Here is a 26,888-nt window from a genome sequence, read left to right on the forward strand (position 1 = left end):
GAGTTCAGTTACGCATAGTACGGAAACGGGGCGTACCGTGCAGCCGTGCAAGGCTGGCGCGGGAGCGCGACTGGGCGTGCTGCTGGGTGCACTTCTTGTGCTCGCTGCCTGCGGCACGCGCCTCGACGTGCTTGTGTCCTGTGCAGACGAGCCCGGCAGCTTCGACTGCGTTGCGCCGACGCCGTCCACGAGTGGATATGCGGAGGCGACCACGGTTGCGGTGCCGTCACGCTCACCGCGTCAACGCGATGCCATCGACAGCGAATACGAGCGGCGTTTCGTTGCACTTCTTGCGGCCAACCGCCTGTCGCACATGAACGAGGCCAATGGCATCGGCCCACATGGCAGATCCTATCTCGACGTCGGCAGCCACAGCTTCCAGACCGACTACCGTGCGGTTCGCGACATCGCGTCCGCTGTCGGCGCGCCGCTCGAGCCGCTTGCGATTGCCGCGGGCAAGCGCCCGGCAGTCCGCTATTTCACGTACCCGTGGCGCACATCGCGCAATGTGATCTACCTCGGCAAAGGCAGCAGCCTCACAAGACAAAAGACCTTCTTCTTCTCCGGTTTGCAGGCAAGAAGGGTTCTGATCGAGCTGGTGCCCGTCGACAATATGCCCGGCAGCATCACGGGCAGTTGCGACGGCGCGATGGCCTTGCGCGCGGCCGGCCGCGCCCGCGATTTTGCGGCAGGTTCGCGCATTCGCATCCCGGTCGGCGGTGCCGAGCGCGGCACAGTGCTGGAACCCGATGTCGCGCTGACGCGCTGCGATTTTACCTATGAGACGCAAGCCGGCACCTATGCCGCCCCGCTCACCCTGCTGCGTGAAGAAACGTCGGACCCGACCCTGGCCGCTTTCGACAGCCGCTACGAAGTGTGCGGCGAGCCCAAAGAAGAGCGTCTGAGCGCACTTCAGAAAGCCTTCTTCAAGAGCAGCTGGCTCTCGCAGACTTGTGCCATACCGGCGGGGCGACCGGAGCTGCTCGACGATGAACGAGCCGGATTCAACGCCAAGGTGAAGGCGCTGCTCGGCCGGCCGCTGCCTGCGCGCGCCTATGAGGAAGCCAATCCCGAATGGCCGCTCAACTTTTCCCGCGCGCCGAAGCTTTCGCTGATCTACGTGTCATACCTCGACATCAAGGCCGATTTCTCGGGCCGGGTGATCGAGCGGCTGCTGCGCTGGCACGCGGCGCGCGGCACCAAAATCCGCGTCATGGTGACCGATATTTTGCAGCGCGAGAAAGACAAAGCGCTGCTCTACAAGCTTGCCGCCGATTACCCCAATGTGCGGCTTCAGGAATTCGCCTGGACACCACCTGCGGGGTCAGCGGCGGAGCAGCAGATCTACCGTCTTTTGCGCACGCATCACGTCAAGATGCTCGGCGCGCTGTCGACGGAGCCCGGGCGATCGGCCGCGATCATCGGCGGGCGCAACATCCATGACGGTTTTCTGTTCGACGCGCCGGTCGACCTTACGGGTTTCGAGGGGCTCTACCAGCACAGCAGCGGGGAATCATCGCTCAGCCTGCATTACTACGCGAACTACAATGATTTCGAGGTCGCCTATCGCGATGAAGTCACTGTACGCCGCCTGATGGCGCAGCTTTCCACGCTTTGGCACCGCGACACCGAAACGACGATGGTGCGGCCCTACAGCGTTGCCGTGGAAGGCTACTCGGACGGCACAAGGCAACGGGCACGCCATTTCCTGTCCGTACCGTATGCGGACGGGCGCGCGCTCGAGCGCTCCTATGTCGAATTGATCGACGCCGCGCGCAAGACGATCGAGTTCGTCAATCCCTACCTCAACCCGACACCGGCGATTGCCGCTGCGATCGACCGCGCGCTCGAGCGCGGGGTTCGGATCACGGTCATAGGACGCATCGATCTCAAGGGCGATCTCGGCGGCACGGTACTGACCGCGCTCAACGAGCTGTTCGTGGAAAAATATGCCGACCGCATCGCGCTTTACGAATACAGGGTTCCCGACCTACTGCTGCACGCCAAGCTGATGATGATCGACCGTGAATTCGTGTCGATCTCGTCGGTCAATCTCAACCACCGCTCATTCATTCACGACACCGAGAACGGAATGGTCGCGCTCGACCGGCGGCTTTACCGCCGTATTAAGGCTGTGTTCGAGGGCTACCGCGCCAAGTCGGTGCGGCTCTCGTCGGATGTCGAGATTCCAAGCCTCTACCGGGCGCTTTTCCGCAAGAAGCTGATCCGCGAAGCTATGTAGCCGTCTCGGCGGCGGCTTCTTCTTTCGCGCGGTCACGGAAGATGCGGCGGATGACCTTTCCGGTCGTGGTCAGCGGCATCGATTCCACGAATTCGATCTCGCGCGGATATTCGTGCGCGGACAGCCTGGTCTTCACCCAGTCGCGGATTTCCGCTGCCAGTGCATCACCCGGTGCATGGCCGCTTTTCAGCACCACATAGGCTTTGACGATTTCGGTGCGTAGCGCGTCGGGTTTCCCGACCGCCGCAGCCAGTGCGATCGCCGGATGACCGGTCAGGCAATCCTCGATTTCGCCCGGCCCGATGCGGTATCCCGCCGAAGTGATCACGTCGTCGTCGCGGCCGAAGAAATGAATGTAGCCGTCTTCGTCGACGATGCCCTGGTCGCCGGTAGTCATCCAGTCGCCGATGAATTTCTTTTCCGTCGCTTCCGGGTTCTGCCAGTATTCGAGGAACATCACCGGGTCAGGCCGCGCAACCGCGATCTGCCCGGTCTCGCCCTGCTTCACGGGCTGGCCATCCTCGTTGATGACGGCGACGCGATGGCCCGGCACCGGCAGGCCGATTGCGCCTGCGCGAGTCACGCCGAGTGCCGCGCAGGACGAGAGCACGATGTTGCATTCGGTCTGGCCGTAAAACTCGTTGATGGTGAGCCCGAGCTCGGCCTCGCCCCACTCATAGGTTTCACGTCCAAGCGACTCGCCACCCGAAGCCACGGTGCGGAATGAGAGGTCGTAGCGGTCACGAATCCTGCCGATGGATTTCAGCATGCGAAGTGCTGTCGGCGGTATGAATGCATTGCGCACCTTGAAGCGCTCCGCCAGCGCCAGTGCCGCTTCCGGGTCGAACTTCTCGGCTGGGCTCGCCACCACGGTGACGCCGAAATAGAGGCTGGGCAGCAGTATGTTAAGCAACCCGCCGGCCCAGGCCCAGTCGGCGGGCGTCCAGGTGCGGTCGCCGGGCTGCGGGAAGAACTCGTGATGGTACTGGACGCCGGGCAGGTGGCCGAGCAGCACCCGATGGCCATGCAACGCGCCCTTGGGCGGTCCGGTGGTTCCGGACGTGAAGATCATGAGAGCCGGGTCGTCGGGGCCGGTATCGCGCGCCGCAAAGACCTTGTCATGGTCTGAAATGAGCTTGTCGAATTCCTCGACGCCCGGCGAGCCGCCGTCGACCGAGATCACGCTCGTGAGTCGTGGCAGGCGGTCGCGGATGCCGGCAATGCGCGCCGCACCGTCGGCATTGGTCACAACTGCGCTGACGCCGGCGGTGTGCAGGCGGTATTCGAGCGCTTCGGCACCAAAAAGCAGGGCCAGCGGAACGGCGACGGCTCCAGCCTTGTAGATCGCGACATGAGAGATTGCTGTCGCGAAGCCCTGAGGCAACAGCAGTGCCACGCGATCGCCGGGGCGAATACCGAAGCCCGTGAGCGCATTTGCCAGCGCGTTCGAGCGCGCCGCAAGTTCGCCGAACGTCAGCTCAGCCGCCGGGCCTTCCGCACGGCCGGCGATGATCGCGACGCGTTGCGGGTCCTGCATAGCCCACCGGTCGGAAACGGCGACGCCGATGTTGAACCGGTCGGGTATCTGCCAGCGGAAATCGCGATAAAGCTCGGAATAGGTGTCACGCCGCTCCAGCATGCGTCGAAACAGTCCTTCGTGTGTGCGCCACGCGTGCCCATGGGCGTAGCATGGTGCCCCTGGCCGGGCTCGAACCAGCACTCCTTGCGGAACTCGATTTTGAGTCGAGCGCGTCTACCAATTCCGCCACAGGGGCACGACGAAGCAGGAAGCCCGCCGAACGGCTGCGGACTATAGGGAGAAGGCGCCCGGCGTCAATAAGTAGCGAAGGTCAATTGCGCTCACGCGGTACGACGAGCTGCTTCAGATGACGCCCGGTCGTTGGCTGCACGCCATTGGAACAGAAATCGGCGGAAGCTCTCTGCGGGCATCGGTCTGGCGAAAGCATAACCCTGCAGATCGTGACACCCTTCGTCCCGCAGGAAAGTGGCCTGAGCGGCGGTTTCCACGCCTTCGGCGGTAACGTCCAGACCCAGATTTCCGGCCATCGCGATAATCGACCGGACAATCGCCGTGCCCTCCGAATCGCGGGTATCGACCATGTTGGCGAGGAAACTGCGGTCTATCTTGATGCGGGTCAGCGGGTAGCGCGTCAGGCAGCTGAGGGAAGCGTATCCCGTGCCGAAATCGTCGAACGCAATTCCCACGCCTCTGGCGCGCAGTTGCACCAGCGGCTCGAGAACCGCGTCGTTCTGTTCCAGCGCGATGTTTTCGGTGATCTCAAGCTCCAGACCGGATGCAGGCAGGCCACTGCGTTGCAGTGCGTCATCAACATCGCCGAGCAGAGAGTTGGCGCGAAACTGTGCCGGAAACAGGTTTACAGCGACCGTAGGCCCCCAACCGTCCCGGGTACGCCAGCTCGCGGCCTCCTTGCACGCCGTCGTCAGGATCCAGCGACCCAGCTCGGGTGCACCGGAGCTTTCGGCCAGCGCTTCTATGAAGGCAGCGGGCGCAAGCAGCCCGCGCTGCGGATGGCGCCATCTGAGCAACGCCTCGGCGCCCACGACCGCGCCGTCGGTCGATCTGATCTGAGGCTGAAAGAAGAGCTCGAATTCGTTTCGGGAAACAGCCTGGCGCAGCTCGGCGTGAAGGTTGCGCCGGGCTTCCGCGCGAGCTCTCAACTGCGGCATGAAGAGACGGCTGGTTCTGCCGCCGTCGCCCTTTGCCTCGTAGAGGGCGAGGTCGGCGCTGGACACAAGCTCATCGACGCTCGTGCCGTCGTTTGGCGCGATCGCAATGCCTGCGCTGGCGGAAACAAGCAAGTTGTGGCCGTCAATGCTGAAGTGCTCCGAAAGCCGGTTCAGCAGCCGGTCAACAATACCGCCGATTTCCAGGGGGTCGCCGCAATCGGCCAGCACCAGCACAAACTCGTCGCCGCCCAGCCTGTAGAAACTTGCACCGCCCGCCGCTTCGCACATCCGTATGGCGACCGCCTGCAGGAGCGTGTCGCCAACCGAATGGCCGAGCGTGTCGTTGATATCCTTGAACCCGTCCAGGTCGAGCAACGCGATTGCCGTGCTGCCGCCGCGGCCAAGCTGCCGTCCCAGATCCTCGTGCAGCCGCGGGCGATTTCCCAAACCGGTCAGGGGATCGTTTAGCGCAAGATGTTTCAGCCGGCTTTCAGCGGCAACCTGTTCGGTCATGTCGCGGCCGATGAAATAGAAGCGCTGTTCGTCATTCGACCAGACGCCGGACCAGTCGGTCGGCACCAGCCTGCCGTCCTTGTGACGGCAATTGCATTCGAAATTGCGGATGTGCCCGGTTTCGCGCAGATGGCGCAGAGCGGCCTTCGCCTGCGGCATGTCCTCGGCACAAATCAGGTCGGCGGCGCTGGAGCCGGCAAGATCGGAAGGGGCGTAGCCCAGTGTCTGTGCCACGCTGGGGCTGACGCGCCGGAAGATGCCGTCATGATCGGCGATGATGATCATGTCGACAGAGTTTTCGAACAGCCTGCGCCTCTCTTCGGCTTCCTGGCTGAGCGCTTCGCCTTTTTGCCGAAGTTCCTCTCCGGCGGCTCTCCACTCACGGCTCGCCTGGGGCAACCAGCGGATGGCAAGCAAAAACAGCACAGCCGCGGCGGCGACGACCGTGAGCCCCTTCATGGACATGACGTAGACGGGGTTGCCCAGTACAGACGTCCATTCGGGAAGCATGCCGTAGCGGCCGCTCCAGTAGACGCCGAAATAGATGTTCTCCAGCAGGTTGCGCACTGTATCTATCAGCAACACAGCCAGGAGCAGGCGCATCGCGCCGAATTCTCTTGGGTTGCGCAGATAGGACGCGCAAAGCGTGACGAGTACCGCAAGCCAGAGAGCCGCGATAAGCAAGTAGGTGAACGTTGCGGCCAGATTCATTACGTAGTTCGCCCCTATGGGACGATGAACTAACCGCCAAATAATCAACAATTAGTTGAAACTTTAGGCGTCGGGGCGCGACACATTGCGGTCTGTGCCGCGCCCCGACCGGTTACCCGTACCAGGGGCCTAACATCACTTCAGCCTTGCCGCCTGCCTCATTGAGCAAACGGGCAAATTCGGCCGGGTCCTGGGTGCCGTTGTCGCGGCCGCGATAGTGGTAAGGATAGACCACCGAGGGCGCAAATTCCGCGACTGCCGAGGCCGCCTGTCTGGCGTCCATCGTGAAGGGCAGGTTCATGCATACGAAAGCGACGTCGATGTTCGACAAGGCGCGCATTTCGGGGATGTCTTCGGTGTCGCCGGAGATGTAGAATCGCTTGCCGTCGACGGTGACCACATAGCCGTTGTCGCGGCCCTGCGGATGAAACTGGGTTCGGCCCTCCGACATGTTGTAGGCCGGGATCGCTTCGACGCCGACATTGCCTTCGGTGTGGCTGTCGCCATTGCCGATTGCGATGGCTTTGGCCTTCAGCTCGTCAGGCAGCATGGCGTGAACCGCAGGATTGGTGACGAGCCTGGTATTGTCGCCCGCGAGCGCGGCCAGCGTTTCCGCCTTGTAGTGGTCGCCATGCTCATGAGTGACCAGGATGAGGTCCGGCGCCGGATAACCCTCATATTGTGCGGGTTCGCCGACCGGGTCTGCGTAGATGACCACGCCTGGTGCTGTCATCACGAAAGACGCATGCGAGATCGGGTGAATGGTTATCTCCCCGCTTTCGCCCATGTAACTGTCGCCCTTGTTCATTGCCGCGCGGGCCTCAAAGGGCACCACGAGCATTGTGCCGACGCCGGCTGCGCCTGCAAGACCGTATTTCAACGTGTCGCGTCGCGTTAGGTTCATTGCTCCCTCCAATCGATGTCTCGATCATTGCGTTGCCACCCCCGACCATTCTCAACTAGGTCAGCCGGCCGAAAGCAGAAGGCAGGCGGTGGCGGCAGGGCGCTCACAATCGTTTGAACGCGATCGCGCGCACCAGGCCGCATTGCAACCGAGAGGCGTTGCCCGTACAGAACGGCCAACCGCACCAGGGTTCAAATCCATGCTTCGACGCCTCTATGACTGGACGATGTCACTCGCGCGGACGCGCTATGCCGAAGGCGCGCTTGCCGGCGTTTCTTTCACCGAGAGTTCGTTCTTCCCGATTCCGCCGGACGTGCTGCTTATCCCGATGGTGCTCGCAAAGCGGAGTGCCTGGATCCGTTATGCTTTTATCTGCACGGTGGCGTCGATCGTCGGCGCTCTGCTTGGCTATGCGATCGGGGCACTTCTGTACGAGACAATCGGCAAGCCGATCCTGGCGTTCTACAATGCCGAACAGTCATTCGAGCAGCTTGCCGAGTGGTACAATCGCTGGGGCGGCTGGGGCGTGCTTGCCGCCGCGATTACGCCGTTCCCCTACAAGGTGCTGACGATCTTTTCCGGCGCAACCGGCCTCAACCTCTTCGTTTTCATCATTGTCTCCATCATCGGGCGGGGACTGCGCTTCTTTCTCGTCGCCGGCCTGCTCTACCGCTACGGCGAGCCGATCCGCGAGTTCATCGAGGCGCGGCTCGGCCTCCTTTTCACCCTATTCATGGTGCTGCTGATCGGCGGTTTCGTCGCCGTTCGCTATGTTTTCTGAGGTTCCCATGACGCTCACCCAACCTGCCGGCCGGACACAGCTCATAGCCGCGATCCTGCTGGCGGCCGGGATGGCGGTTACGGTGGGAACCGCGCTCGGGTTCCAGCACATCGGCGGTTACATTCCCTGCAAGCTGTGCCTGGGGCAGCGCACGCCCTATTATCTCGGCGTGCCGCTGATGGCGCTGGCTGCGGTGTCGGCGGCGCTCAAGTTGCCCGGTGTTCTGACACGCAGCCTGCTTCTGGCCGGCGGAGCGCTGATGGCCTATGGCGCGTATCTCGGCGGATTTCATGCCGGCGTCGAATGGGGTTGGTGGGAAGGTCCTTCGGATTGCGGGGCGGTCGCAGCGCCGGAGACCGGCGGATCCGGCGGCATTCTCGATTCCATCAACACGGTCATCCCGCCTTCGTGCAACGAGGCCGCTGGCCGTTTTCTGGGATTGTCGTTCGCGGGATGGAATTTCGTTGCAGCCGTTGGGCTGGCGCTGATTGCATTTTACGGCGCGTTCGCCCGCAAAAGGTAAGGTCGTACCGCTCAGACGGGCGTTGAATTCGGCATATCAGCGCACCGTCGTCGCGGGATGGCGGCGGCGCCTCGCTTGGCACCGCCGGGAGGATGCATCGCCTAATGCCTGGTTGGCGCGGCCCGCATTTTGAAGATTTCGTCCTTGATGGCCAGCTTGCGTCGCTTGAGTTCGGCGATTTCGGAATCCGAGGCCGACGGATGCGTCATCGCTTCGTCGATTTCCTGTTCGATTTCGCCATGCTTGCGTTTCAATTCCGCAAGGTGGGATTCAAGTGGCATGCTCGCTCTCCCTTCCTGTTTCCTCGTTGGTGCCAGGCACGGAGGTTGTTCCGCCGGAAAAGGCCCCGTGACGGCTGTATGACAGTGTGCCACCAAAGTTTGTAGCTGTCGAACGCTGGATGGTAGCATTTCGTAAAGCTGTGAAATGTGATATGGGCTCGGCGCCGGTCGCGGCGGGCGGCACCGGTCCGCTTTCCGTGCCGCGCTTGTGGTCATCAACGGTCAATTTGCTGAATGTCGGATCAGGAACAGGCGGATATTCGTCTCGAATTTGCGCGGCTCAAGCAGGAACACGCCGACTTCGACAGCGCCATCAATGCGATGATCGCAACCGGCTGCGATCCCCTGCAAATCCAGCGCATGAAAAAGAAGAAGCTGGCCGTCAAGGACAAGCTTTCCAAGCTGGAAGACCGAATCATTCCCGACATCATCGCCTGACCTGCCAAAATCGCGCGCTTGTGAGCGCAGCCGAATTCGGTTAAGCGGCCGGCACGTTTCACGGAGCCTGACAACCATGAACGATGCTCCGCCCGAAGTGGCGATCATCATGGGCAGCCAATCCGACTGGGCGACGATGCGCCATGCAGCCGAGGTGCTGGACAGTCTCGGCGTCGGCCATGAGAACCTGATCGTGTCGGCGCACCGGACACCGCAGCGCCTCTACGACTTTGCCCGCAGCGCGCGTGAGACCGGCTACAAAGTGATCATCGCCGGAGCGGGAGGCGCGGCGCACCTGCCGGGCATGGCCGCCTCGATGACGACGCTGCCTGTGCTCGGCGTGCCGGTTGAATCGAGGGCGCTGTCCGGCGTCGATTCGCTCTATTCCATCGTGCAGATGCCGGCCGGCGTGCCTGTCGGTACGCTGGCGATCGGCAAGGCCGGTGCGGTGAACGCCGCGCTGCTCGCTGCCGCCATCCTCGCCACGTCCGATGCCGATCTCGCCGTGCGCCTCGCGGACTGGCGTGCCAGGCAGACGGAGAGCGTGGCGTTCGAACCATCCGACGACGCATGACGCTGCCCGCCGGCGCAACCATCGGTATCATCGGCGGCGGCCAGCTTGGCCGCATGCTGGCAATGGCAGCGGCGCGACTGGGCTATCGGACGATCGTGCTCGAGCCGCAGGCCGATTGTCCGGCCGCCGCAACATGCAACCGCCATATTGAAGCAGCTTACGACGACGCAGCCGCGCTGGAAGAGCTGGCCCGCGCTTGTGACGTCGTCACTTACGAATTCGAGAATGTGCCGGTCGAAGCAGCGCGCTCGCTCGAAAATGCCGTTCCGGTGTTCCCACCGCCGGCCGCACTCGATGCCGCACAGGACCGGCTTGCGGAAAAGGATTTTCTCACCGCTGCCGGACTGGCGACCGCGCCCTATCGCGCCGTGGACAGCGATGGCGAGCTTGCCGCCGCGCTTGAGGCGTTTTGCGGCAATGGCGTGCTCAAGACGCGCCGTCTCGGTTACGACGGCAAGGGCCAGAGGGTCTTCCGCAATGCCGGAGCTGCCGACACGGAGGGTGTGTTCGCCGATATGGGCGGTGTGCCGCTCATATTGGAGGGCTTCGTCGCTTTCGAGCGAGAGATTTCGGTGATCGCCGCGCGCGGGCAGGACGGCGCGATCCTGGCCTATGATCCGGCCGAAAACACTCACCGAGAAGGCATTCTGCGGAGCTCCACTGTGCCGGCAGGCATCGGTCCGGCCACAGCGAATGCGGCACGCGAGGCGGCCTCGGCGGTCCTGCATGCGCTCGATTATGTCGGCGTCATCGGGGTGGAGTTCTTTGTGCTCGGCGACGGTGCGCTCATCGTCAATGAAATCGCGCCGCGCGTGCACAATTCCGGCCACTGGACCGAAGCCGCCTGCCATGTCCCGCAGTTCGAACAGCATATCCGCGCCATTGCCGGTCTGCCGCTCGGCGCAACCGCGCGTCATAGCCACTGCGTGATGGAAAACCTGATCGGCGACGAGGCTCTTGCGGCGCCGCGCCTGCTGGAGGAGCCGAACCTCGTTCTGCACCTCTATGGCAAGGCCGAGGCGCGTCCCGGCCGCAAGATGGGGCATTTCACACGGCTCAAACCGAAGGATTGACGCCGGTTGAGGCCTGCTTCCGGTTGACATCGACCGTGGCTGTCGTCTAAGAGCCCACAATCCATTTCTTGGCGCGCCTTCGGGGCGCGTTTTTATGTCTGGCCACTGGCCGGCAGCGACGGACAGTAAGACAATGAAGATCAAGAACTCGCTCAAAGCGCTTAAGAGCCGTCACCGCGAAAACCGTATGGTTCGTCGCAAGGGGCGCATCTACATCATCAATAAGACCGCCCCGCGCTTCAAAGCACGCCAGGGCTGATCGCCTTCACGCGATTTTCAGTTTGACGTTTGGCTCGGCGGGCATAGATTCCCGCCGATGCTGCGGATTCTCATATCCTTCTTAGCTATGCTGCTGCTGGCGGTGCCGCCGGCGAGTGCCCAAACGGCCGACGTTTCGGCGTTGCAGGGGCCTTCCCGTCTCGACAAGCTGTTCGAAGACCTGAAACGCGAGCGCAACGAAGCGGCCGCGAAACGCATTGCCAATTTCATCCGCGAGGAGTGGGGCCGATCCGGCAGCGCCACCGTCGACCTGATGATGCAATGGTCGCAAAAGGCGATGTCGGAAGAACGCTACGATGTCGCGCTCGACTTTCTCGATCAGATAACGGTGCTGGCGCCTCAATTCGCGGAAGGCTGGAACCGACGCGCGACCCTCCATTACGCGATGGGTTCCTACTCCAAGTCGATGACCGATATTGAGCATGTGCTGCGGCTTGAGCCGCGCCATTTCGGCGCTTTGTCGGGCATGGCCGCCATTTTCAAGACATACGACATGAAAGAGCCGGCGATGCAGGCTTTCCAGCGCGTGCTCGATGTCTACCCCATGCTGCGCAGCGCGCAGGAAGAAGTCGCCGACCTAGCCGAAGAGCTCGCCGGCGAAGGTATCTGACCGAGCAGCATCTCCTCAAACCTCCTCTGCCAGCCGGACTTCATGAACGTTTTCACAGCAGCTCTCGCCATCATTGCCGGCCTGGTGCTCGTTCTTGCGGGAACGACACGTTTCGGCGTCTGGCTGATTGAGAAGCGCAATCCGCCAGTCGGTAGTTTCGTCACTGTGCGCGACACCCGCGTGCACCATGTGCATGTGCCTGCCGAAAACCCGACACTCCCGCCTGTGGTCTTCGTTCACGGTGCCAGCGCCAACCTGCTCGACCAGATGTTGCCGATCCGGAAAGAGCTGGAAGGAAAGGCGGAAATGCTCTTCTTCGACCGCCCGGGGCACGGGTGGTCGACGCGCGGGCCGGACAACGCCACCCCTGACGCGCAGTCGCATACAATCGCTGCGCTGATGGACGCGTTGGGCATCGACAAGGCGATCATCGTCGGACATTCCTTTGGGGGTGGCATTGCGGCTACCTTTGCGCTGGAGCATCCGGGCAGGACGCTGGGGCTGGTGTTCGTGGCCGCGGCGAGCCATCCCTGGCCGGGCGGCGGAACCTCCTGGTATTACGATCTGACAGCGATGCCGGTGATCGGCCGCCTTTTCTCCGAAACGATTTCGTTGCCGGCGGGCTGGCTGCGGATGGCTGCTGCCACCGATTGTGTCTTCGCGCCCAATCCGGTTCCCGAGCGCTACAATCATGATGCGGCTATCGAGCTGGTGCTGCGCCCCTCTGCCTTCCGCGCCAACGCTGCCGATGTGAAAAGCCTGTTCCCGCACGTCAGCCAGGCGGCGCAGCGCTACGGCGAAATCGGCGTGCCCACGGTCGTAATCTCCGGCGACAGCGACACAGTGGTCTATGAAGAAATTCACTCGGTGGGGCTCGGACGCGATATCCCGGATGCCGAGCTGGTCTGGGTCGGAAATCTCGGCCACAAGCCGGACTGGATCGCGCCGGACCTCGTTGCCGCTGCGATCACGAAGGTGGCCGGTCAGGTGATCGATCTCAGAACCGCTGCGTTGGCTGTGGAAAGCCGGATTGCCGGACACGCGTTCGGGCCAATCGAGCGCTGTCACGACGAGAAGCCGCCGGTCGAGGCGGCATCGGGCGGCTGAAGCGTCAGGCGCTGCTCAACCCGTCTGAGCCGATAAAGGCGATGCGCAGCATGTTGGTAGCGCCTGGTGTTCTCAATGGAACGCCGGCGGTGATGATGACGCGGTCGCCCGGGCGGCCGAATTCTTCCTCATAGGCAATACGACATGCGCGATCGACCATGTCGTCGAGATCGACGGCGTCGGGCGAAATCACGCAGTGCGTGCCCCATACCAGCGACAGGCGGCGCGCGGTGTCCGGCACCGGCGAAAGCGCGATGATGGGCACGAGCGGACGCTCGCGCGCTGCGCGCAATCCCGTGGTGCCAGATGATGTGTATGTCACGATCGCGGACAGGTTCAGCGTTTCGGCAATCTGCCGCGCACCGGCCGAAATGACATCGGCGCCGGTTGCCTCGGGCTCGGAGCGCTGGGCGTGAATGATGCCGGGATAAAGCGGATCGCGCTCAACCTGTTCGGCGATTGCATTCATCATCTGTACGGCTTCGACCGGGTATTGCCCGGCGGCCGATTCCGCCGAGAGCATGATTGCGTCGGCACCCTCGAATACGGCAATCGAAACGTCGGATACCTCGGCGCGCGTCGGCACGGGCGCGCTGATCATCGATTCCAGCATCTGAGTTGCGATGACCACCGGCTTGCCGGCCTTGCGAGCGGCGCGGGTAATCTGCTTCTGGATGCCTGGGACCGATTCCAGCGGCATCTCGACGCCGAGGTCGCCGCGCGCCACCATCAGCGCGTCGGACAATTCGATGATCTCTGCAAGCCGGGCTACAGCCTGCGGCTTCTCGATCTTGGAAAGGAGCAGTGCGCGGCCACGGGCGATCTTGCGCACTTCCGCCAGATCCTCCGGGCGCTGGATGAAGGACAGCGCTACCCAGTTGACGCCGGTTTCAAGCACCGCCTCAAGGTCGGAGCGGTCCTTGTCGGTCAGTGCACCGACCGGCAGGTCGGTGTCAGGCAGGCTGACGCCCTTGCGGTCGGAAATCCTGCGGCCGGTGACAACACGAGTGCGAATGCTCCTGCCATCGGTTTCCTCGCAGACGAGGTGCAGCCTGCCGTCGTCGACAAGCAGCCTGTGCCCGGCCTCTACCGAACTCAGGATTTCGGGATGCGGCAGGTGAACGCGCGTGGTGTCGCCGGGCGCGGGATTGTCGTCGAATGTGAAGGTCTGCCCGGGCTCAAGCTCGACCGCACCTTCGGCAAAGGTGCCGACGCGCAGCTTGGGGCCCTGCAGGTCGGCCAGAATGCCAATAGGGCGCCCGACCTCCTTCTCGACGTTGCGGATGCGCGATACCAGGGTGCGCATCAGCTTGTGGTCGGCGTGGCTCATATTGATGCGGAAGACATCTGCGCCGGCTTCGAACAGTTCGCGGATTTTCGGCTCTTCCGAAGAAGCCGGCCCCAGCGTTGCGAGAATCTTGACCTTGCGGCTGCGCCTCATTCCGTTCCTGCTCCAGCCAGGCCAGCTGCGCCGGTGCCTGCGGGCCCGTCTGTCAGCTGCACCATCCAGCTTGTCTGTTCGCCTGTATCATACTCTTCAAAGCCGGCGCGCTGGAAGCCGCGCGCGAAGCAGTCATTGACACCGGCTATCTTGAATTCGCGCTCGGCCACACACATGCTGATCGCCCCTTCCCAGCGGCCGCCACGTTCGGCGTCTTCCGCGTACAGATAATAATACCGCGAAGCCAGCGGCCCTTCGATGAGCGTCTTGCAGGTGGAGGCGTCGACGTGCCACCAGCCTTCGGTGATCCAGCCAGTGCTCGCGCGGTAACCGATCGCAACGCCAACAAGTGCCTGCGTGGCGTTGCAGACACGGAAGTCGGCCCGTGCATTGTCCGTGTTCGCGATCAGCGCCGCGCCGGCAAGCAACGACAGGCAGGCCGCTCCGGCCAATCGGACCAGCACCGCCCTCAAGAACGGGACCATGCGCAAACCTTTGGAATTCGAAACCTGCATTCGTGACGAATCCTTTTCTGCAAAGTACCGGAACATGTCAACGCGGCGCACCCCAAGCGGCCATGCCAATTCCCCTGTTGCGGCACAAGCTTGGCCAAACAACGGCATTGCGCGCAAGGCCCGATCATGGGAATGAAGCGCATTCCCCACGCCAAGAGTTGCCACGCCAAATGGACGCGACTGCCGAATTTGCGCCCTTCGAAACGATTGCCGGCGATGCGTCGCTCGGTCTCGTGCTCGTGGCCGATCATGCAAAGCGGGCGCTGCCGGCGGAGTATGGCGATCTTGGGCTGCCGGCCAGTGAGTTCGACCGGCACATCGCCTATGATATCGGCGTCGAAGCTGTAACGCGCAGGCTTGCGGAGCTGACCGGCGCGCCGGCTGTGCTCGGCGGCTTCTCTCGGTTGCTGATCGACCCGAACCGTGGCGAGGACGACCCGACGCTGATCCGGCAGATCTATGACGGGACGATCGTTCCTCACAATTATCCGATGTTGCCGGAAGAGCGCGAAAGGCGGCTTGAGCTCTACTACCGGCCCTATCATGCGGCCGTCGCGGCGCTTGTCGGACAAGTCGCCGAGGCTGCGCATTGCGCGCCGTTCGTATTTTCGATCCATTCTTTCACGCCACGCATGTTGAACCGGCAGCGGCCCTGGCAGGTCGGCGTGTTGTGGGACAGCGATCCGCGGGCGCCGAATGCGCTGCTCGACATGCTGGCAGCCGACGGTTCGCTTACGGTCGGGGACAACGAACCTTATGACGGGGCGCTGCGCGGTGACACCATGTTCCGCCATTGCATCGTGCCGGGTATCGCGCATGCCCTGATCGAGATCAGGCAGGACCTGATCGCAGACGAAGCGGGTGCGGCGGAATGGGCCGAGCGGCTTGCGCCGATGCTTGACGCCATCAACCGGCAGCCCGATATCCATGAGTACCGGCAATTTGGCTCGCGAACGGGGCCAGTGCCGCAGATTTGAAGGGAGGCTCAAATGGCCGAACTGACAAAAGAACAGCAGACCGAGCTGGAAGCCGCGGCATTCCGCAGGCTTGTCACGCATCTGCGCGAACGGACGGACGTTCAGAATATCGATCTGATGAATCTTGCCGGCTTTTGCCGCAACTGCCTGTCCAACTGGTACCGCGATGCCGCGGAAGAAAAGGGCATTGAACTCGACAAGGCGGAATCGCGTAAGATCATCTACGGCATGCCCTACGAGGACTGGCGGGCGAAATACCAGACCGAGGCATCGGCGGAAAAGCAGGACGCATTCGAGCAAAACCGGCCAAAAGAACACTGAATTGTAGAAGCTTTGCCCGCCGCCTTGACCGCGCCGGTTCGCTGCGGCAATCCGGGTGGCGAATTGGCCGCGTGATACACGTGGCAGGCACACATTTCGGAGCATGAAGTGGCAGACGACGAGATCACCAACGAGACAGCGCAGACAGTTGCCGCCGGTCAGCTGCGGGCCTTCATCGAACGTATCGAGCGGCTCGAGGAAGACAAAAAGACCGTCTCGGACGACATCAAGGAAGTCTATGCCGAGCTCAAGGGCAATGGCTACGACACCAAGGCCGTTCGAACCCTTGTGCGGCTGCGTAAGAAGGACCAGGCGGAGCGGCAGGAGGAAGAGGCAATGCTCGACCTCTACAAGGCCGCACTGGGTATGGCCTGACGCCTCATGCCGGTCCTTAACCGAGCCGCGGAACTGCATGACGAGGTGGCCGGTTGGCGCCGGCATATTCATGCACATCCCGAACTCGGTTTCGATCTCCCCGGGACGGCGAATTTCGTCGCCGAAAGGCTGCGTGAATTCGGCTGCGATCAGGTTGAGACCGGCATCGGGCAATCGGGCATCGTCGCCGTCATCAAGGGCAATCGCGGCGATGGTCCCACAATCGGCCTGAGGGCCGACATGGACGCGCTGCCGATCGTCGAAACAAGCGGTGCGGGGCACGCGTCAGGCACGCTGGGCATCATGCATGCCTGCGGCCATGATGGACACACCGCCATGCTGCTGGGCGCCGCGAAATATCTCGCCGAAACCCGCAATTTCAGCGGGACCTGTGTACTGATCTTTCAGCCGGCCGAGGAGATCGGCCAAGGCGCCAAGGCGATGATCGACGACGGCGTGCTCGACCGGTTTGGCATCGACCGGGTTTTCGGCATGCACAACATGCCGGGTCTCAAGGCAGGCAGCTTTGCCATCAAGCCCGCCGGGATCATGGGGTCGGTCTCGCGCTTCACGCTCAGGGTGATTGGTGTCGGCGGTCATGCGGCGCGGCCCAATGCGACCGTCGATCCCATCGTGATCGCAAGCCAGATCATCACTGCGCTGCAGACGATTGTCGGGCGCAACACGGACCCGGTATCGTCCGTTGTCGTGTCGGTGACCAGCATGGCGGCCGGTACGGCGTTCAACATCATTCCCGAACAGGCGGAGATGCTCGGCACCGTGCGTACGCTGGAGGCCGCCCAGGTCGAGGAGACGCGTGCTGCAATCGAACGGATCGCGCAGGGTATCGCCGCGGCACATGGTGCGACCGTCGAGTTCGAGTTCGACAATCCTGCCACCGTGACGTTCAATCACGGCGCCGAAACCGACCTTGCGGCGAATGTCGCTGCCGACATTGCCGGCGAGGCCGGGACCGACCGCGACGCAAAGCCGGTTCTGGCGGGCGAGGATTTCTCGCACATGCTCAACGCCCGGCCCGGCGCCTTCATCTTCATCGGCAATGGCGAGAGCGCCGGCCTGCACCACCCCGCGTACGATTTCAACGATGCGATCATTCCGCAGGGGATCAGCTACTGGGTGCGGCTGACCGAGACGGCGCTGAAGCCGGCGACCTAGTGTTTCCTTGAAAGTTCCTTCGTCGCCCGTTCCAGACCGGACAGGGTGAGCGGGTACATGCGATTGGCAAAAAGCTCGCGGACCATCTGGATGGAGTGCGTGTAGCCCCAGTGCTTCTCGCGGACCGGGTTGATCCACACTGCATTCGGCCAGTGCTCGAGCACCCGGTTCAGCCACACGGCCCCCGGCTCGGCGTTCCAGTGTTCCACCGAACCGCCGGGATAGGCGATCTCGTAGGGGCTCATGGAGGCGTCGCCGACAAAGACCACCTTGTAGTCGGAACCGTATTTGTGAAGCACGTCGAGGGTGGGCGTGACTTCGGCATGGCGGCGGCGATTGTCCTTCCACAGCCCCTCGTAGAGGCAGTTGTGGAAGTAAAAATATTCGAGCTGCCGGAACTCGGCGCGGGCAGCCGAAAACAGCTCCTCGACAACGCGGATGTGGTCGTCCATCGAACCGCCGACATCGAAAAACATCAACAGCTTCACCGCGTTGCGGCGCTCGGGCCGGGTCTTGACGTGGAGATAGCCATGCTCGGCCGTGGCGTGGATGGTGCCCGGCAGGTCGAGTTCCTCGTCGGCGCCTTCGCGCACCCAGCGGCGGAGCCGCTTCAGCGCCACCTTGATGTTGCGGGTGCCGATTTCGACCTGGTCGTCGAAGTTCCTGAACTCGCGCTTGTCCCAGACCTTCACCGCGCGGCGATGGCGCGATTCATGCTGGCCGATGCGGATGCCTTCGGGATTGTAGCCATAGGCGCCGAACGGAGACGTGCCGGCGGTGCCGATCCATTTCGAGCCGCCCTGGTGACGGCCTTTCTGCTCTTCCAGCCGTTTCCGCAGCGTTTCCATCAGCTTTTCGAAACCGCCGAGAGATTCGACCAGCTTCTTTTCTTCCTCGGTCAGGTGTTTTTCTGCGAGCCGCCGCAGCCATTCCTCGGGCAGGTTCTCGACGTCGATGGCGGCTTCGCCGGAAACGGCCTCCAGGCCCTTGAAGACATGGCTGAACACCTGATCGAAACGGTCGATATGGCGCTCGTCCTTGACCAGAGTGGAGCGGGCGAGGAAGTAGAAACCCTCGACATCGTAGTCGACGAGCTGCGCGTCCATGCCTTCAAGCAAGGTCAGGTATTCGCGCAGCGAGACCGGCACCCTGGCAGCCTTGAGCTCGAGGAAGAAGGGAATGAACATCAGAACCGGTTAGCACAGCCCGGCCACGCGGCGAAGCCTCTTTACCCCTGCTCCGGCGCGCCCTGCCTGCGATTGGAAGCCCAGACGAAAGCGGCCGCGGTGATATAGGCAATGACGCCGTAAAGGGCGGGCGGGATCGCCATTTCGGCATTGTTGAGCAGATATTCGCTGAGCGCCAGGGTGATGACGATCGCGGCATTGTGAATGCTGATGCTCATGGCCAGTGCCACGGCCTGCGGGCGGTCCACCCCGGCCATGCGCGGCACGAGGTAACCGACGGCAAGCGTGGCCAGATTGAACAGAAGAACGATTGCGCCCAGCACCGGTGCCCAGACCAGCACAACCGACCACTGGCCGACGATGGCGAAGACGACGACGGCGGCTAAAAACACCATGGCAAGCACCTTCACCGGCCGGTCGAGGCGCCGCGCAAGCGCAGGATAACGGCTGTTGATGAGCACACCGATCATGGCCGGCAGGATGGCGACGGCGAAGAACTGCAGGATCTGCATGACGCCGAGATAAACGGCGCCGCCCTCGCCATAGAACAGCAGCATGGAGCCGTTGGAAAACAGCGGGATGGTGGCGATGGCAAGCAGCGTGGTCACCGCCGCGAAGGTGAGGCTGAGCGCGACATCGCCGCGAGCAAGGTGCGTGTAGATTGTCGCCGAGGTGCCGGCGGGGCTCGCGGCCAGGAGCATCATGCCCACCGCGGCCGCGGCGGAGAGGTTCATGGCCCACACCAGAGCCAGGCAGACAACCGGCAGGATGAGGAGGTGGCAGGCAAGGCCGACAACGACAGGTTTCGGCCGCGACAGGAACTTGGTGAAATCCTCGAGCTTCAGCGATAGGCCAAGGCCCAGCATGATGATGATGAGTGCTACGGGAAGGCCGATGGTGAGGAGCGGGCTGGCTTGCATGGGATCACCGAATCGCTGCGCAGGCAACAGTATACCACGCTACCTCAAGGCGCGGGATCGGCTCGATGCTTTATGCAAGGTTGTAACGAATGAAGCCGTGATGTCTGGCCACCCGGTCGTAAAGCCGGCGCGCGGTGGCGTTGTTGTTTTGCGTCATCCAGTAGACGTTGGTGATGCCGCGTTCGGCGGCTGCCCTGCCGACAGCAGAGATGAGGGCCGCGCCGACGCCCGAGCCGCGCGCCTCAGGCGCGGTGAACAGATCCTGCAGGTAGCAATTGTTGGCGACGGTCCATGTGGTGCGGTGGTCCATGTAATGCACCAGGCCGACCGGCTTGCCGTCGAGTAGTGCGATGAACCCGCGCGGCTCGTATTCGCCCGGCGTGAACAGCCGCTCCCAGGTGGAGGCGAAAACCTCCTCGGGCTTCTCGGTCTCGTAGAAGGTCAGATAGTCGGTCCACAATTCGTGCCAGGCGGCGTGATCGGCCTTTTCCAGCGGGCGGATGACGAGATCGGGCATGGCGGGGGCTCCTTTCGGCCTTTTTTGTCGCTCACGCGCTATTCGTTGCTTGGCAACGGCGCTCCGCGCGGGCGCCGGATTTCCGGCGGCGGTCGCCGGCTTGTTGGCGGACAATCGGCACCGTTAGGACGCATGGCACAACGACCATCTCTCCTTTTCTGTTGCACCACCGCTCTGCCCTGCCGGGTTCCGCCGCCGGTCACGAGGTGTCGGGGCAGGTGAGCGCGTCGAAGGCGAGTTCGTGGGCGTGGGCGAGGATCAGGTCGATCTCGCGGACGGGGCGCCCGCCTAAGGCGCGCGCCCGTGCGGCTGCGGCGTCGCGGGCGGAAGCGTCCCAGCCGGAGAGCCGGCCGCCGGGCGGCCGTCCGGCCCGCAGCGGCGAGTTGCGCCGGACCCGGCCGGCATTTCCGCTCCCCGCATTGAGGTGTGCCTTCCAGCGGGCGAAGCGCCGCGCGTGGCCCGGCAGATCGTCGAGCACGGCGGCGAGGGCGGCAAGCCGCTGGCCAAGGCGCGCCGCGCTGACGGCATCGTCAGGCGCGGGCGGCGGCGGCGGGCGAAAAGGTTCGATGACGCCTGGCAGCATGATACGCGGGGCGGCGTATGGCGGCGTCATGCAGCGGCGCTGCCTTAGCGGATCGCGCAGCGGGTCGAGCAGGGGAAAGGTGAGAGTGCGCGGGGCGGATGCCGCGTGCTTTGTGCCGTTTGCCTTGCGGGGCAGGACCGCACTCGTCCCGTTGGCAGATGGCACCGTGACGGCGATGCCGCGCGCGGCGGCAATGATCAGCCGCCGGGCGGCGGATTCGGCCGGGCGCAGAAGGCGCAGCACGGCGCACCAGAGATGGCGGGGGAGAGACGCCGGTATCGGGCGAAGCCCGAAATCCGTCATGCCGGTGGCATGACGGAAGGCGTCGAGCGGGCGGGAGCTGCCGGAGGCAGCGGGCCCCGCCCCGGGGATGCCAGCTTCGGCCAGCATGGCGAAGAGCGACAGGACGATGCGCCGCAGCGCCACCCGGTTCCGCTCGATCGCCGCACTGCCGTCCATCTGCCGCCTCCTTTCGTGGCGGGAGGATTATCGCGAAGGTGGCGAGGGGCGGGGATAAGTCGGTGGGAGAAAAAGCGCAGAGGGTTGGGGAGTGGAGGTGTGGGCGGTTTGTCCACGTGGCAGACCACCCCCTCTCTTGCAAATTCCAAGGACTTGGCATTGCCAAGCCCAGGAATTTGCTTTCTCCCCCGTCAAGGGGGAGATAGAGGAGCGCGGCATCGCCGTTGCGGTTAATCGCTGGTGTTTGTGCCAGGCTTTGCTTCGAGAAGGATGGTCCGGCAGACGCTGTCGAGATTGCGCTCGACTTCGTCATTCCAGAACCTGAGGGTGCGAAAGCCCTGCGCTGCGAAGTGGCTGTCGCGCGCGGCATCGCGCTGCGATTCAGCATGTTGGCTGCCATCCACTTCGACAATCAGCCGCGCATCGAAACAGACGAAATCAACGATGTAGCCGTCCATCGGCACCTGACGCTTGAATTTCAGACCTTCAAGCTGCTTGTTGCGCAGCGCCTGCCACAACAGGTTCTCCGCCTTCGTGGAGTCGGCCCGCATTTCGCGGGCAAAGCGGCGGTGGGTCGGTGGAACGCGCTGGCGCATGGCTCTTCCGGTGCTGAGGTCCAGCCTCAGCGTAGCGCAAACGCCAGTGATTTATGAAGGCGGCCGATGCCGGCACTATCTCTCCCCTTGCGGGAGAGAAAGCTATTTCGACATCTTGGGCGAGCGTAGCGAAGCCCAAGTGTCAGAAATTGCAAGAGAGGGGGTGGTAGAGCGCTCTGATCGACCCCCTCTCTTGTCTTTTCCAAGCACTTGCTCGGGGACAAGCCCACTCGCAAATGCGGGAAAAGATTTTCTCCCCCGCCAAGGGGGAGATAGGGCGCGCTCCGCTGTGCTTTCGAGTTGTCCTTCGGAACGCGGCTACTTCTTCGCTTTATCCACCAGCTTTGCCAGAAGGCTGATGAAAGCGATGAACTCCAATGCGCTCTCGGGGTCGTCCTTTATGATCCGATGTGCTCGAGGATTTCTCAGACCAGCGACTGCGCCTGAAAACATCATCATGAAACCCTTCTGTTCATCGATGTCGCTTTGGTCAGCGAGCGCATTGAACTTAAGGATCGGGTTCTTGGGGCTGAACACGAACTCCATCAAGGCAGTCCCGTCCTTGGCGTCTTCGCCGCTTCTGAGACGCACTAGCGCATTAAGTGCCTTCACGGCATCCTCAATTGCGTTCGCGTAGTGACCATCTTGATAGAGCTGACCAGCAGCTCGCTGGATTTCGGGGTGGAGATCAAGGTTCTGATAGGCTTTGAGCGCTTGCCCTTCACTTGTTGCTCCACGATCCCCCAGTTCCTCCTCGAACTGGGAAATTATTTCGTTCAAATGGTGGAGTACGGCGCGCTTACCCTCATTGAGACCCTGGATAACCTCCGACAACGAAGTGTCGTAGAAGCCATATGAAGCGCGATCGATTTTCGCAGCATCGTAGGAATATCGTCTATGCTCGATAGTTCCCGGGCCAAAAACACCTTCGAGCAAAGCATCGAGCTTGTGCTCCAGAGAAGATATTCGCGGGTCACTCGAATCTCTTACTGAACCTGGGTCGAATGCTTCGACATCAGCAATTCGTCGCCTGATTTTTGGAATCGCTTCCTGCATCTGCGTTGCCGACAGACTGGCAGGTCGGGGCTCTGGTGGAGAAGGTTTACGTGCCATCTATTGATCCGACTCAGGTGTGCTTTCGGAATAATACCGCAAAAACCGTTCGGAACACTTTTCAGTCAGTTACATCTTAACGACGCTGGCGCCTGATCCGCCCCCTCCACCGCCTTCGGCGGTCCCCTTCCCCGTGAAACGGGGGAGGATCAAGGCGTCGAGCGCGGCCGCGCTACCCCCACCCCGCTCCGCAGTGCGGAGCGACCCTCCCCTCGTGGGGGAGGGTAGGCGGCAGCCCGCCGCCTAAGCCGCCAGATCCCGCAGCACGGCCTGCAGGATGCCGCCGTTCTTGAAGTAGTCCAGCTCATCGAGCGTATCGATGCGGCACAGGATCGGGACGTCTTTCACCGTGCCATCGGCGAAGGTGACTTTCGCCACCATCTTCTGGCGCGGCTTGATGGTCTCCAGACCCTCGATGGTGACCAGCTCGTCGCCCTTCATGTCGAGTTGGGCCCAGCTGTCGCCGCCTTCCATGACGAAGGGGATGACGCCCATGCCGATCAGGTTCGAGCGGTGGATGCGTTCGAAGGACTGGGCGATGACGGCGCGGACGCCGAGCAGGTTGGTGCCCTTGGCCGCCCAGTCGCGCGATGAGCCGTTGCCGTATTCGACGCCGGCGAAGACGACCAGCGGCACGCCTTCTTCCTTGTAGCGCATGGCCGCGTCGTAGATCGAAAGCTCGTCCTTTGACGGGTAGTGGATGGTGTAGCCGCCCTCGCGACCGTTTTCGCCCAGCATGTGGTTGCGGATGCGGATGTTGGCGAAGGTGCCGCGCATCATCACCTCATGGTTGCCGCGCCGCGTGCCGTACTGGTTGAAGTCGGCAACGCCGACGCCGTTCGAGGTGAGGTATTCGCCGGCGGGCGAGGCCGCCTTGATGGAACCGGCTGGCGAGATGTGGTCGGTGGTGATCTTGTCGCCGAAGAGACCGAGCACCCGGGCGCCCTTGATGTCGGACACGGCGCGCGGGGTCTTTCCCATGCCTTCGAAGTAGGGCGGGTTCTGCACATAGGTCGACTGGTTGTCCCAGGCATAGGTCTGACCCGAAGGAGCCTGGACCTTGGCCCAGTTCTCGTCGCCCTTGAAGACGTCGGCATATTTGCGCGCGAAGAGATCGCGGGTGACGAATTCGGCGATGAACTCCTGGATCTCCTGGCTGCTGGGCCAGATGTCCTTCAGGTAGACCGGCTTGCCGTCGGCACCTTCGCCGAGCGGCTCGGTGGTGAGGTCCTTCGTGACCGTGCCGGCGAGCGCATAAGCGACGACCAGCGGCGGCGAGGCCAGATAGTTGGCCTGCACGTCTGGCGACACGCGGCCCTCGAAGTTGCGGTTGCCGGACAGGACGGACGCCGCGATCAGGCCCTTGTCGTTGATGGTCTTGGAAATCGCCGGCGGCAGCGGACCGGAATTGCCGATGCAGGTGGTGCAGCCGAAGCCGACCAGGTTGAAGCCGATAGTGTCGAGCTCCTTCTGCAGGCCGGACTTTTCCAGATATTCGGCGACGACCTGCGAACCGGGGGCCAGCGAAGTCTTGACCCAGGGCTTCTGCTTGAGGCCGAGGCGGTTGGCGTTGCGGGCGAGCAGGCCGGCGCCGATCAGCACCGACGGGTTCGAGGTGTTGGTGCAGGACGTGATGGCGGCAATCGCCACGTCGCCATGGCCGAGATCGAAATCCTCGCCCTCGACCGCGTAGCGGTTATCCACGCCGGCGGTCTTCTTGTAGACGTCGCCGAGCGCCTCGGCGAAGCCGGGTGCGATGCCTTCGAGCGGGATGCGGCCCTCGGGACGCTTGGGGCCGGCCATGGACGGCACGACGTCGCCCAGCTCAAGCTCCAGTGTGTCGGTGAAGACCGGGTCGGGCGAGCCGGCGACGCGCCACATGCCCTGCGCCTTCGCATAGGCCTCGACGAGCGCGATGCGCTCGTCTTCGCGGCCCGACGTGGTGAGGTAACGCACTGTCTCGCCATCGACCGGGAAGAAGCCGCAGGTGGCGCCGTATTCGGGCGCCATGTTGCCGATCGTTGCGCGGTCGGCCAGCGTCATGGAATTGAGGCCGTCGCCGAAGAACTCGACGAACTTGCCGACGACACCCTTCTTGCGCAGCATCTGGGTGACGGTGAGCACCAGATCGGTGGCGGTGACGCCTTCGCGCAATTTGCCGTTGAGCTTGAAGCCGATGACCTCGGGCAGAAGCATGGAGACCGGCTGGCCGAGCATGGCGGCCTCGGCCTCGATGCCGCCGACGCCCCAGCCGAGCACGCCGAGGCCGTTGATCATGGTGGTGTGGCTGTCGGTGCCGACGCAGGTGTCGGGGTAAGCGACGGTCTCGCCGTCCTCTTCCTTCGTCCAGACGACCTGGCCGAGATATTCGAGATTCACCTGGTGGCAGATGCCGGTGCCGGGCGGCACGACGCGGAAGTTGCGGAATGCCTGCTGGCCCCATTTGAGGAATTTGTAGCGCTCCTCATTGCGCTTGTATTCGAGCTCGACATTGCGGTCGAAGGCCATCGGGGTGCCGAACTCGTCGACGATGACGGAGTGGTCGATGACAAGATCGACCGGCACCAGCGGGTTGATCTTCTCCGGGTCGCCGCCGAGCGCCTTGATGCCGTCGCGCATCGCGGCAAGGTCGACCACGGCGGGCACACCGGTGAAGTCCTGCATCAGAACGCGGGCCGGGCGATAGGCGATCTCGACGCCGGCCGAGCCCTTGTCGGTCAGCCAGGCGGCGACAGCCTCGATGCTCTCCCTTGTGACGGAGCGGCCATCCTCGTTGCGCAACAGGTTCTCAAGCAGCACCTTCATGGAGAAGGGCAGGGCGGCGATGCCGGCAAGCCCGTTCTTCTCGGCTTCCTTCAGGTCGTAATAGACATATTCCGTCGATCCGGCCTTCAGGGTGCGGCGGCAATTGAAACTGTCGAGCGATTTGGGCATGGCGTTCCCTAGCTGTCTTATGCCGATGAGGAACAGGACGCCACTCGCATGCCTAACACGCGCAAGGGTGCGGGTACGGTCATTTCCGCTGTCCGTTCCTCGCGACCAGCCAAAAAAGGCGGCGCTGGGTTCGGCGCAAATTGGAGAACGTGCCGACCGCTGGCACGGTTGCCCGCCGTATAATGAATTTCGTTCAAGAGTTCCAGAGCGCGGCGGCGCAAAAATGCTGCATTGCGGTGGTGGGCCGCAGGCCGCGTCTGCCGGCGTCAGCCTCCGCGCGTAGTCTAGCGCCTGACCGGCGAGATTGCTCCATGTCGCGTCCCGTTCAGCCGCGATCGCGATCCACTGCTTCATGGGGCGGCCGTGGCCCGGATCGAATGTTTGGGCGGTACCGGAGGCAACAAGCTCCGCCGCCTGGGATGCTCCAAGTTTGACGACAAGCTCGCCCTTCACCTCCATCGCGAAGACCTTGCCGGCGCAGGAAAGCGCGGTCGAGCCGAACATGCGCGAGGTGGTGACTTCGGGCTCGGCGAGCAGTTCGGCCGCGATCGCCTCGAATGGCGCGCTCATGCCTGTTCGGCCCTGGCGATCAGGCCTGACAGCGCCTTGCCGACATTGACGGAGATGTTGCGCCGCATGGCCAGACGGTCGAGCAGCTCGCCGAGCGGGCCGAACTTCACCTTGTATTCGAGGCGCTGGGTGAGGCGGCTGCCGGTGCCGCGCGGCTCGATGCGGGTGACCCAGCGCATGTAACGAACCGGCCAGTCGCTTTCCACGACCTCGAGGCCGAGTGCGCGGCCAGGCTCCCAGACAGTGACGCGTTCACTGACCTTGCCTTTGGGCAGGAGATCGCATTCGCGCATCGCGCCGACCTCGCCCTGCCTGGTACCCAGGACGCGCGCCTTGGCGACTGCCGGGTTGTAGCTGCTGACAGCAGTCAGATCAGACAAAATTGCCCACAGCGCCTCAGGGGCGCATTTGGCCTCGAACTCATGATCGATGGTCGTCATTGCACAGGTCTCCACAAGC

At 63.0% G+C, this 26,888-nt stretch carries 27 protein-coding genes and 1 tRNA gene; 13 read left to right on the plus strand and 15 right to left on the minus strand.

Translation table 11 applies throughout. From position 1 onward, the window contains the following. Positions 1–37 precede the first annotated feature (37 nt). The gene (locus EP165_RS07805) at positions 38–2,242 is read left to right on the plus strand and encodes a phospholipase D-like domain-containing protein (RefSeq protein WP_245440080.1); all 2,205 of its coding nucleotides are present in this window, start codon (positions 38–40) and stop codon (positions 2,240–2,242) included. On the opposite strand, the gene EP165_RS07810 is transcribed toward EP165_RS07805, so the two are convergent. The 4 genes from EP165_RS07810 to EP165_RS07825 all read right to left on the minus strand — a co-directional run bounded on the left by EP165_RS07810 (position 2,235) and on the right by EP165_RS07825 (position 7,079). After that, positions 2,235–3,881: an AMP-binding protein gene (locus tag EP165_RS07810; RefSeq protein WP_127521195.1), complete on the minus strand. Its 1,647-nt coding sequence runs from the start codon at positions 3,879–3,881 to the stop codon at positions 2,235–2,237. The two genes, EP165_RS07805 and EP165_RS07810, sit on opposite strands and share 8 nt — an antisense overlap. A 51-nt stretch (positions 3,882–3,932) precedes the next feature. Next, a tRNA-Leu gene (locus EP165_RS07815) sits at positions 3,933–4,017 on the minus strand. Positions 4,018–4,102: 85 nt separating this feature from the next. Next, complete coding sequence (locus EP165_RS07820; protein WP_127521197.1) at positions 4,103–6,175, minus strand: putative bifunctional diguanylate cyclase/phosphodiesterase; 2,073 nt, start codon at positions 6,173–6,175, stop codon at positions 4,103–4,105. 112 nt (positions 6,176–6,287) lie between these two features. Continuing rightward, positions 6,288–7,079 carry an MBL fold metallo-hydrolase gene (locus tag EP165_RS07825; protein ID WP_127521199.1) on the minus strand — a complete coding sequence of 264 codons (792 nt, stop codon included), beginning with the start codon at positions 7,077–7,079 and terminating at the stop codon, positions 6,288–6,290. Between the two features lie 199 nt (positions 7,080–7,278). Between EP165_RS07825 and EP165_RS07830 the strand changes: the two genes are divergently transcribed. Together EP165_RS07830 and EP165_RS07835 are read left to right on the plus strand one after the other, a co-directional pair. Further along, positions 7,279–7,860 (plus strand): YqaA family protein, encoded by a 582-nt coding sequence (locus tag EP165_RS07830; RefSeq protein WP_127521201.1) that lies wholly within the window; start codon positions 7,279–7,281, stop codon positions 7,858–7,860. A 7-nt stretch (positions 7,861–7,867) separates the two neighbouring features. After that, complete coding sequence (locus EP165_RS07835) at positions 7,868–8,383, plus strand: disulfide bond formation protein B (protein ID WP_127521203.1); 516 nt, start codon at positions 7,868–7,870, stop codon at positions 8,381–8,383. 101 nt (positions 8,384–8,484) lie between these two features. On the opposite strand, the gene EP165_RS07840 is transcribed toward EP165_RS07835, so the two are convergent. Continuing rightward, positions 8,485–8,664, minus strand: a complete 180-nt coding sequence (locus tag EP165_RS07840; protein WP_127521205.1) for a YdcH family protein — start codon at positions 8,662–8,664, stop codon at positions 8,485–8,487. Between the two features lie 234 nt (positions 8,665–8,898). Between EP165_RS07840 and EP165_RS07845 the strand changes: the two genes are divergently transcribed. The 6 genes from EP165_RS07845 (at position 8,899) to EP165_RS07870 (ending at position 12,745) form a co-directional block, all read left to right on the plus strand. Next, positions 8,899–9,102 (plus strand): YdcH family protein, encoded by a 204-nt coding sequence (locus tag EP165_RS07845; protein WP_127521207.1) that lies wholly within the window; start codon positions 8,899–8,901, stop codon positions 9,100–9,102. A 76-nt stretch (positions 9,103–9,178) separates the two neighbouring features. Continuing rightward, positions 9,179–9,676: a 5-(carboxyamino)imidazole ribonucleotide mutase gene (gene purE / locus EP165_RS07850; protein ID WP_127521209.1), complete on the plus strand. Its 498-nt coding sequence runs from the start codon at positions 9,179–9,181 to the stop codon at positions 9,674–9,676. Beyond that, positions 9,673–10,749, plus strand: coding sequence for a 5-(carboxyamino)imidazole ribonucleotide synthase (locus EP165_RS07855; protein WP_127521211.1), 1,077 nt, complete (start codon positions 9,673–9,675; stop codon positions 10,747–10,749). Before purE ends, EP165_RS07855 begins: the two co-directional genes overlap by 4 nt. Positions 10,750–10,882: 133 nt before the next feature. Then, the gene (gene ykgO, locus EP165_RS07860) at positions 10,883–11,008 is read left to right on the plus strand and encodes a type B 50S ribosomal protein L36 (protein ID WP_127521213.1); all 126 of its coding nucleotides are present in this window, start codon (positions 10,883–10,885) and stop codon (positions 11,006–11,008) included. A 57-nt stretch (positions 11,009–11,065) separates the two neighbouring features. Beyond that, a complete protein-coding gene (locus tag EP165_RS07865; protein ID WP_501981663.1) occupies positions 11,066–11,638 on the plus strand; it encodes a hypothetical protein in 573 nt (190 codons plus the stop codon). A gap of 42 nt (positions 11,639–11,680) precedes the next feature. Continuing rightward, on the plus strand, positions 11,681–12,745 hold the full coding sequence (locus EP165_RS07870; protein WP_127521215.1) for an alpha/beta fold hydrolase: 1,065 nt from the start codon (positions 11,681–11,683) through the stop codon (positions 12,743–12,745). A 4-nt stretch (positions 12,746–12,749) separates the two neighbouring features. Here EP165_RS07870 and pyk read toward each other — a convergent pair whose 3' ends face one another. Together pyk and EP165_RS07880 are read right to left on the minus strand one after the other, a co-directional pair. Then, positions 12,750–14,186, minus strand: coding sequence for a pyruvate kinase (gene pyk, locus EP165_RS07875; protein ID WP_127521217.1), 1,437 nt, complete (start codon positions 14,184–14,186; stop codon positions 12,750–12,752). Then, a complete protein-coding gene (locus tag EP165_RS07880) occupies positions 14,183–14,701 on the minus strand; it encodes a DUF1036 domain-containing protein (RefSeq protein ID WP_206075882.1) in 519 nt (172 codons plus the stop codon). Before EP165_RS07880 ends, pyk begins: the two co-directional genes overlap by 4 nt. A 170-nt stretch (positions 14,702–14,871) precedes the next feature. Here EP165_RS07880 and EP165_RS07885 point away from each other — a divergent pair, with 170 nt between their 5' ends. From EP165_RS07885 to EP165_RS07900, 4 genes are all read left to right on the plus strand, one after another. Beyond that, the gene (locus EP165_RS07885; protein ID WP_127521219.1) at positions 14,872–15,678 is read left to right on the plus strand and encodes an N-formylglutamate amidohydrolase; all 807 of its coding nucleotides are present in this window, start codon (positions 14,872–14,874) and stop codon (positions 15,676–15,678) included. A 12-nt stretch (positions 15,679–15,690) separates the two neighbouring features. After that, positions 15,691–15,999, plus strand: a complete 309-nt coding sequence (locus EP165_RS07890; protein ID WP_127521221.1) for a DUF1244 domain-containing protein — start codon at positions 15,691–15,693, stop codon at positions 15,997–15,999. Positions 16,000–16,107: 108 nt separating this feature from the next. Continuing rightward, entirely contained in the window at positions 16,108–16,374 is a 267-nt protein-coding gene (locus tag EP165_RS07895; protein ID WP_127521223.1) for a DUF2312 domain-containing protein, read from the plus strand. A 6-nt stretch (positions 16,375–16,380) separates the two neighbouring features. Then, entirely contained in the window at positions 16,381–17,550 is a 1,170-nt protein-coding gene (locus EP165_RS07900) for a M20 aminoacylase family protein (RefSeq protein ID WP_127521225.1), read from the plus strand. Here EP165_RS07900 and EP165_RS07905 read toward each other — a convergent pair. The 8 genes from EP165_RS07905 to EP165_RS07940 form a co-directional block, all read right to left on the minus strand. After that, positions 17,547–18,737, minus strand: a complete 1,191-nt coding sequence (locus EP165_RS07905) for a vWA domain-containing protein (RefSeq protein ID WP_127521227.1) — start codon at positions 18,735–18,737, stop codon at positions 17,547–17,549. The genes EP165_RS07900 and EP165_RS07905 overlap by 4 nt on opposite strands. Before the next feature lie 41 nt (positions 18,738–18,778). Beyond that, the gene (locus EP165_RS07910; protein ID WP_127521229.1) at positions 18,779–19,657 is read right to left on the minus strand and encodes a bile acid:sodium symporter family protein; all 879 of its coding nucleotides are present in this window, start codon (positions 19,655–19,657) and stop codon (positions 18,779–18,781) included. Between the two features lie 70 nt (positions 19,658–19,727). Beyond that, complete coding sequence (locus EP165_RS07915; RefSeq protein WP_127521231.1) at positions 19,728–20,174, minus strand: GNAT family N-acetyltransferase; 447 nt, start codon at positions 20,172–20,174, stop codon at positions 19,728–19,730. A gap of 199 nt (positions 20,175–20,373) precedes the next feature. Then, entirely contained in the window at positions 20,374–21,216 is an 843-nt protein-coding gene (locus tag EP165_RS07920) for a hypothetical protein (RefSeq protein ID WP_127521233.1), read from the minus strand. Positions 21,217–21,446: 230 nt separating this feature from the next. Further along, the gene (locus tag EP165_RS07925) at positions 21,447–21,812 is read right to left on the minus strand and encodes an endonuclease domain-containing protein (RefSeq protein WP_127521235.1); all 366 of its coding nucleotides are present in this window, start codon (positions 21,810–21,812) and stop codon (positions 21,447–21,449) included. Positions 21,813–22,130: 318 nt separating this feature from the next. Then, positions 22,131–22,925, minus strand: a complete 795-nt coding sequence (locus tag EP165_RS07930; protein ID WP_127521237.1) for a TIGR02391 family protein — start codon at positions 22,923–22,925, stop codon at positions 22,131–22,133. Between the two features lie 243 nt (positions 22,926–23,168). Next, positions 23,169–26,429 carry an aconitate hydratase AcnA gene (gene acnA, locus EP165_RS07935; RefSeq protein WP_127521239.1) on the minus strand — a complete coding sequence of 1,087 codons (3,261 nt, stop codon included), beginning with the start codon at positions 26,427–26,429 and terminating at the stop codon, positions 23,169–23,171. Continuing rightward, a complete protein-coding gene (locus tag EP165_RS07940) occupies positions 26,426–26,869 on the minus strand; it encodes an SRPBCC family protein (RefSeq protein WP_127521241.1) in 444 nt (147 codons plus the stop codon). Before EP165_RS07940 ends, acnA begins: the two co-directional genes overlap by 4 nt. Between the last annotated feature and the right edge of the window lie 19 nt (positions 26,870–26,888).

Source organism: Mesorhizobium sp. Z1-4, from assembly GCF_004000235.1.
Classification (GTDB): Bacteria; Pseudomonadota; Alphaproteobacteria; order Rhizobiales; family Rhizobiaceae; genus RCIO01.

What these genes read in the sequence shown, in the direction of transcription:
- EP165_RS07810 (WP_127521195.1), bottom strand. Translation starts at nt 3,881, where the DNA reads ATGCTGGAGCGGCGTGACACCTATTCCGAGCTTTATCGCGATTTCCGC.
- EP165_RS07820 (WP_127521197.1), bottom strand. Translation starts at nt 6,175, where the DNA reads ATGAATCTGGCCGCAACGTTCACCTACTTGCTTATCGCGGCTCTCTGG.
- EP165_RS07825 (WP_127521199.1), bottom strand. Translation starts at nt 7,079, where the DNA reads ATGAACCTAACGCGACGCGACACGTTGAAATACGGTCTTGCAGGCGCA.
- EP165_RS07830 (WP_127521201.1), top strand. Translation starts at nt 7,279, where the DNA reads ATGCTTCGACGCCTCTATGACTGGACGATGTCACTCGCGCGGACGCGC.
- EP165_RS07835 (WP_127521203.1), top strand. Translation starts at nt 7,868, where the DNA reads ATGACGCTCACCCAACCTGCCGGCCGGACACAGCTCATAGCCGCGATC.
- EP165_RS07840 (WP_127521205.1), bottom strand. Translation starts at nt 8,664, where the DNA reads ATGCCACTTGAATCCCACCTTGCGGAATTGAAACGCAAGCATGGCGAA.
- EP165_RS07845 (WP_127521207.1), top strand. Translation starts at nt 8,899, where the DNA reads ATGTCGGATCAGGAACAGGCGGATATTCGTCTCGAATTTGCGCGGCTC.
- purE (WP_127521209.1), top strand. Translation starts at nt 9,179, where the DNA reads ATGAACGATGCTCCGCCCGAAGTGGCGATCATCATGGGCAGCCAATCC.
- EP165_RS07855 (WP_127521211.1), top strand. Translation starts at nt 9,673, where the DNA reads ATGACGCTGCCCGCCGGCGCAACCATCGGTATCATCGGCGGCGGCCAG.
- ykgO (WP_127521213.1), top strand. Translation starts at nt 10,883, where the DNA reads ATGAAGATCAAGAACTCGCTCAAAGCGCTTAAGAGCCGTCACCGCGAA.
- EP165_RS07865 (WP_501981663.1), top strand. Translation starts at nt 11,066, where the DNA reads ATGCTGCGGATTCTCATATCCTTCTTAGCTATGCTGCTGCTGGCGGTG.
- EP165_RS07870 (WP_127521215.1), top strand. Translation starts at nt 11,681, where the DNA reads ATGAACGTTTTCACAGCAGCTCTCGCCATCATTGCCGGCCTGGTGCTC.
- pyk (WP_127521217.1), bottom strand. Translation starts at nt 14,186, where the DNA reads ATGAGGCGCAGCCGCAAGGTCAAGATTCTCGCAACGCTGGGGCCGGCT.
- EP165_RS07880 (WP_206075882.1), bottom strand. Translation starts at nt 14,701, where the DNA reads ATGCAGGTTTCGAATTCCAAAGGTTTGCGCATGGTCCCGTTCTTGAGG.
- EP165_RS07885 (WP_127521219.1), top strand. Translation starts at nt 14,872, where the DNA reads ATGGACGCGACTGCCGAATTTGCGCCCTTCGAAACGATTGCCGGCGAT.
- EP165_RS07890 (WP_127521221.1), top strand. Translation starts at nt 15,691, where the DNA reads ATGGCCGAACTGACAAAAGAACAGCAGACCGAGCTGGAAGCCGCGGCA.
- EP165_RS07900 (WP_127521225.1), top strand. Translation starts at nt 16,381, where the DNA reads ATGCCGGTCCTTAACCGAGCCGCGGAACTGCATGACGAGGTGGCCGGT.
- EP165_RS07905 (WP_127521227.1), bottom strand. Translation starts at nt 18,737, where the DNA reads ATGTTCATTCCCTTCTTCCTCGAGCTCAAGGCTGCCAGGGTGCCGGTC.
- EP165_RS07910 (WP_127521229.1), bottom strand. Translation starts at nt 19,657, where the DNA reads ATGCAAGCCAGCCCGCTCCTCACCATCGGCCTTCCCGTAGCACTCATC.
- EP165_RS07915 (WP_127521231.1), bottom strand. Translation starts at nt 20,174, where the DNA reads ATGCCCGATCTCGTCATCCGCCCGCTGGAAAAGGCCGATCACGCCGCC.
- EP165_RS07920 (WP_127521233.1), bottom strand. Translation starts at nt 21,216, where the DNA reads ATGGACGGCAGTGCGGCGATCGAGCGGAACCGGGTGGCGCTGCGGCGC.
- EP165_RS07925 (WP_127521235.1), bottom strand. Translation starts at nt 21,812, where the DNA reads ATGCGCCAGCGCGTTCCACCGACCCACCGCCGCTTTGCCCGCGAAATG.
- EP165_RS07930 (WP_127521237.1), bottom strand. Translation starts at nt 22,925, where the DNA reads ATGGCACGTAAACCTTCTCCACCAGAGCCCCGACCTGCCAGTCTGTCG.
- acnA (WP_127521239.1), bottom strand. Translation starts at nt 26,429, where the DNA reads ATGAGCGCGCCATTCGAGGCGATCGCGGCCGAACTGCTCGCCGAGCCC.
- EP165_RS07940 (WP_127521241.1), bottom strand. Translation starts at nt 26,869, where the DNA reads ATGACGACCATCGATCATGAGTTCGAGGCCAAATGCGCCCCTGAGGCG.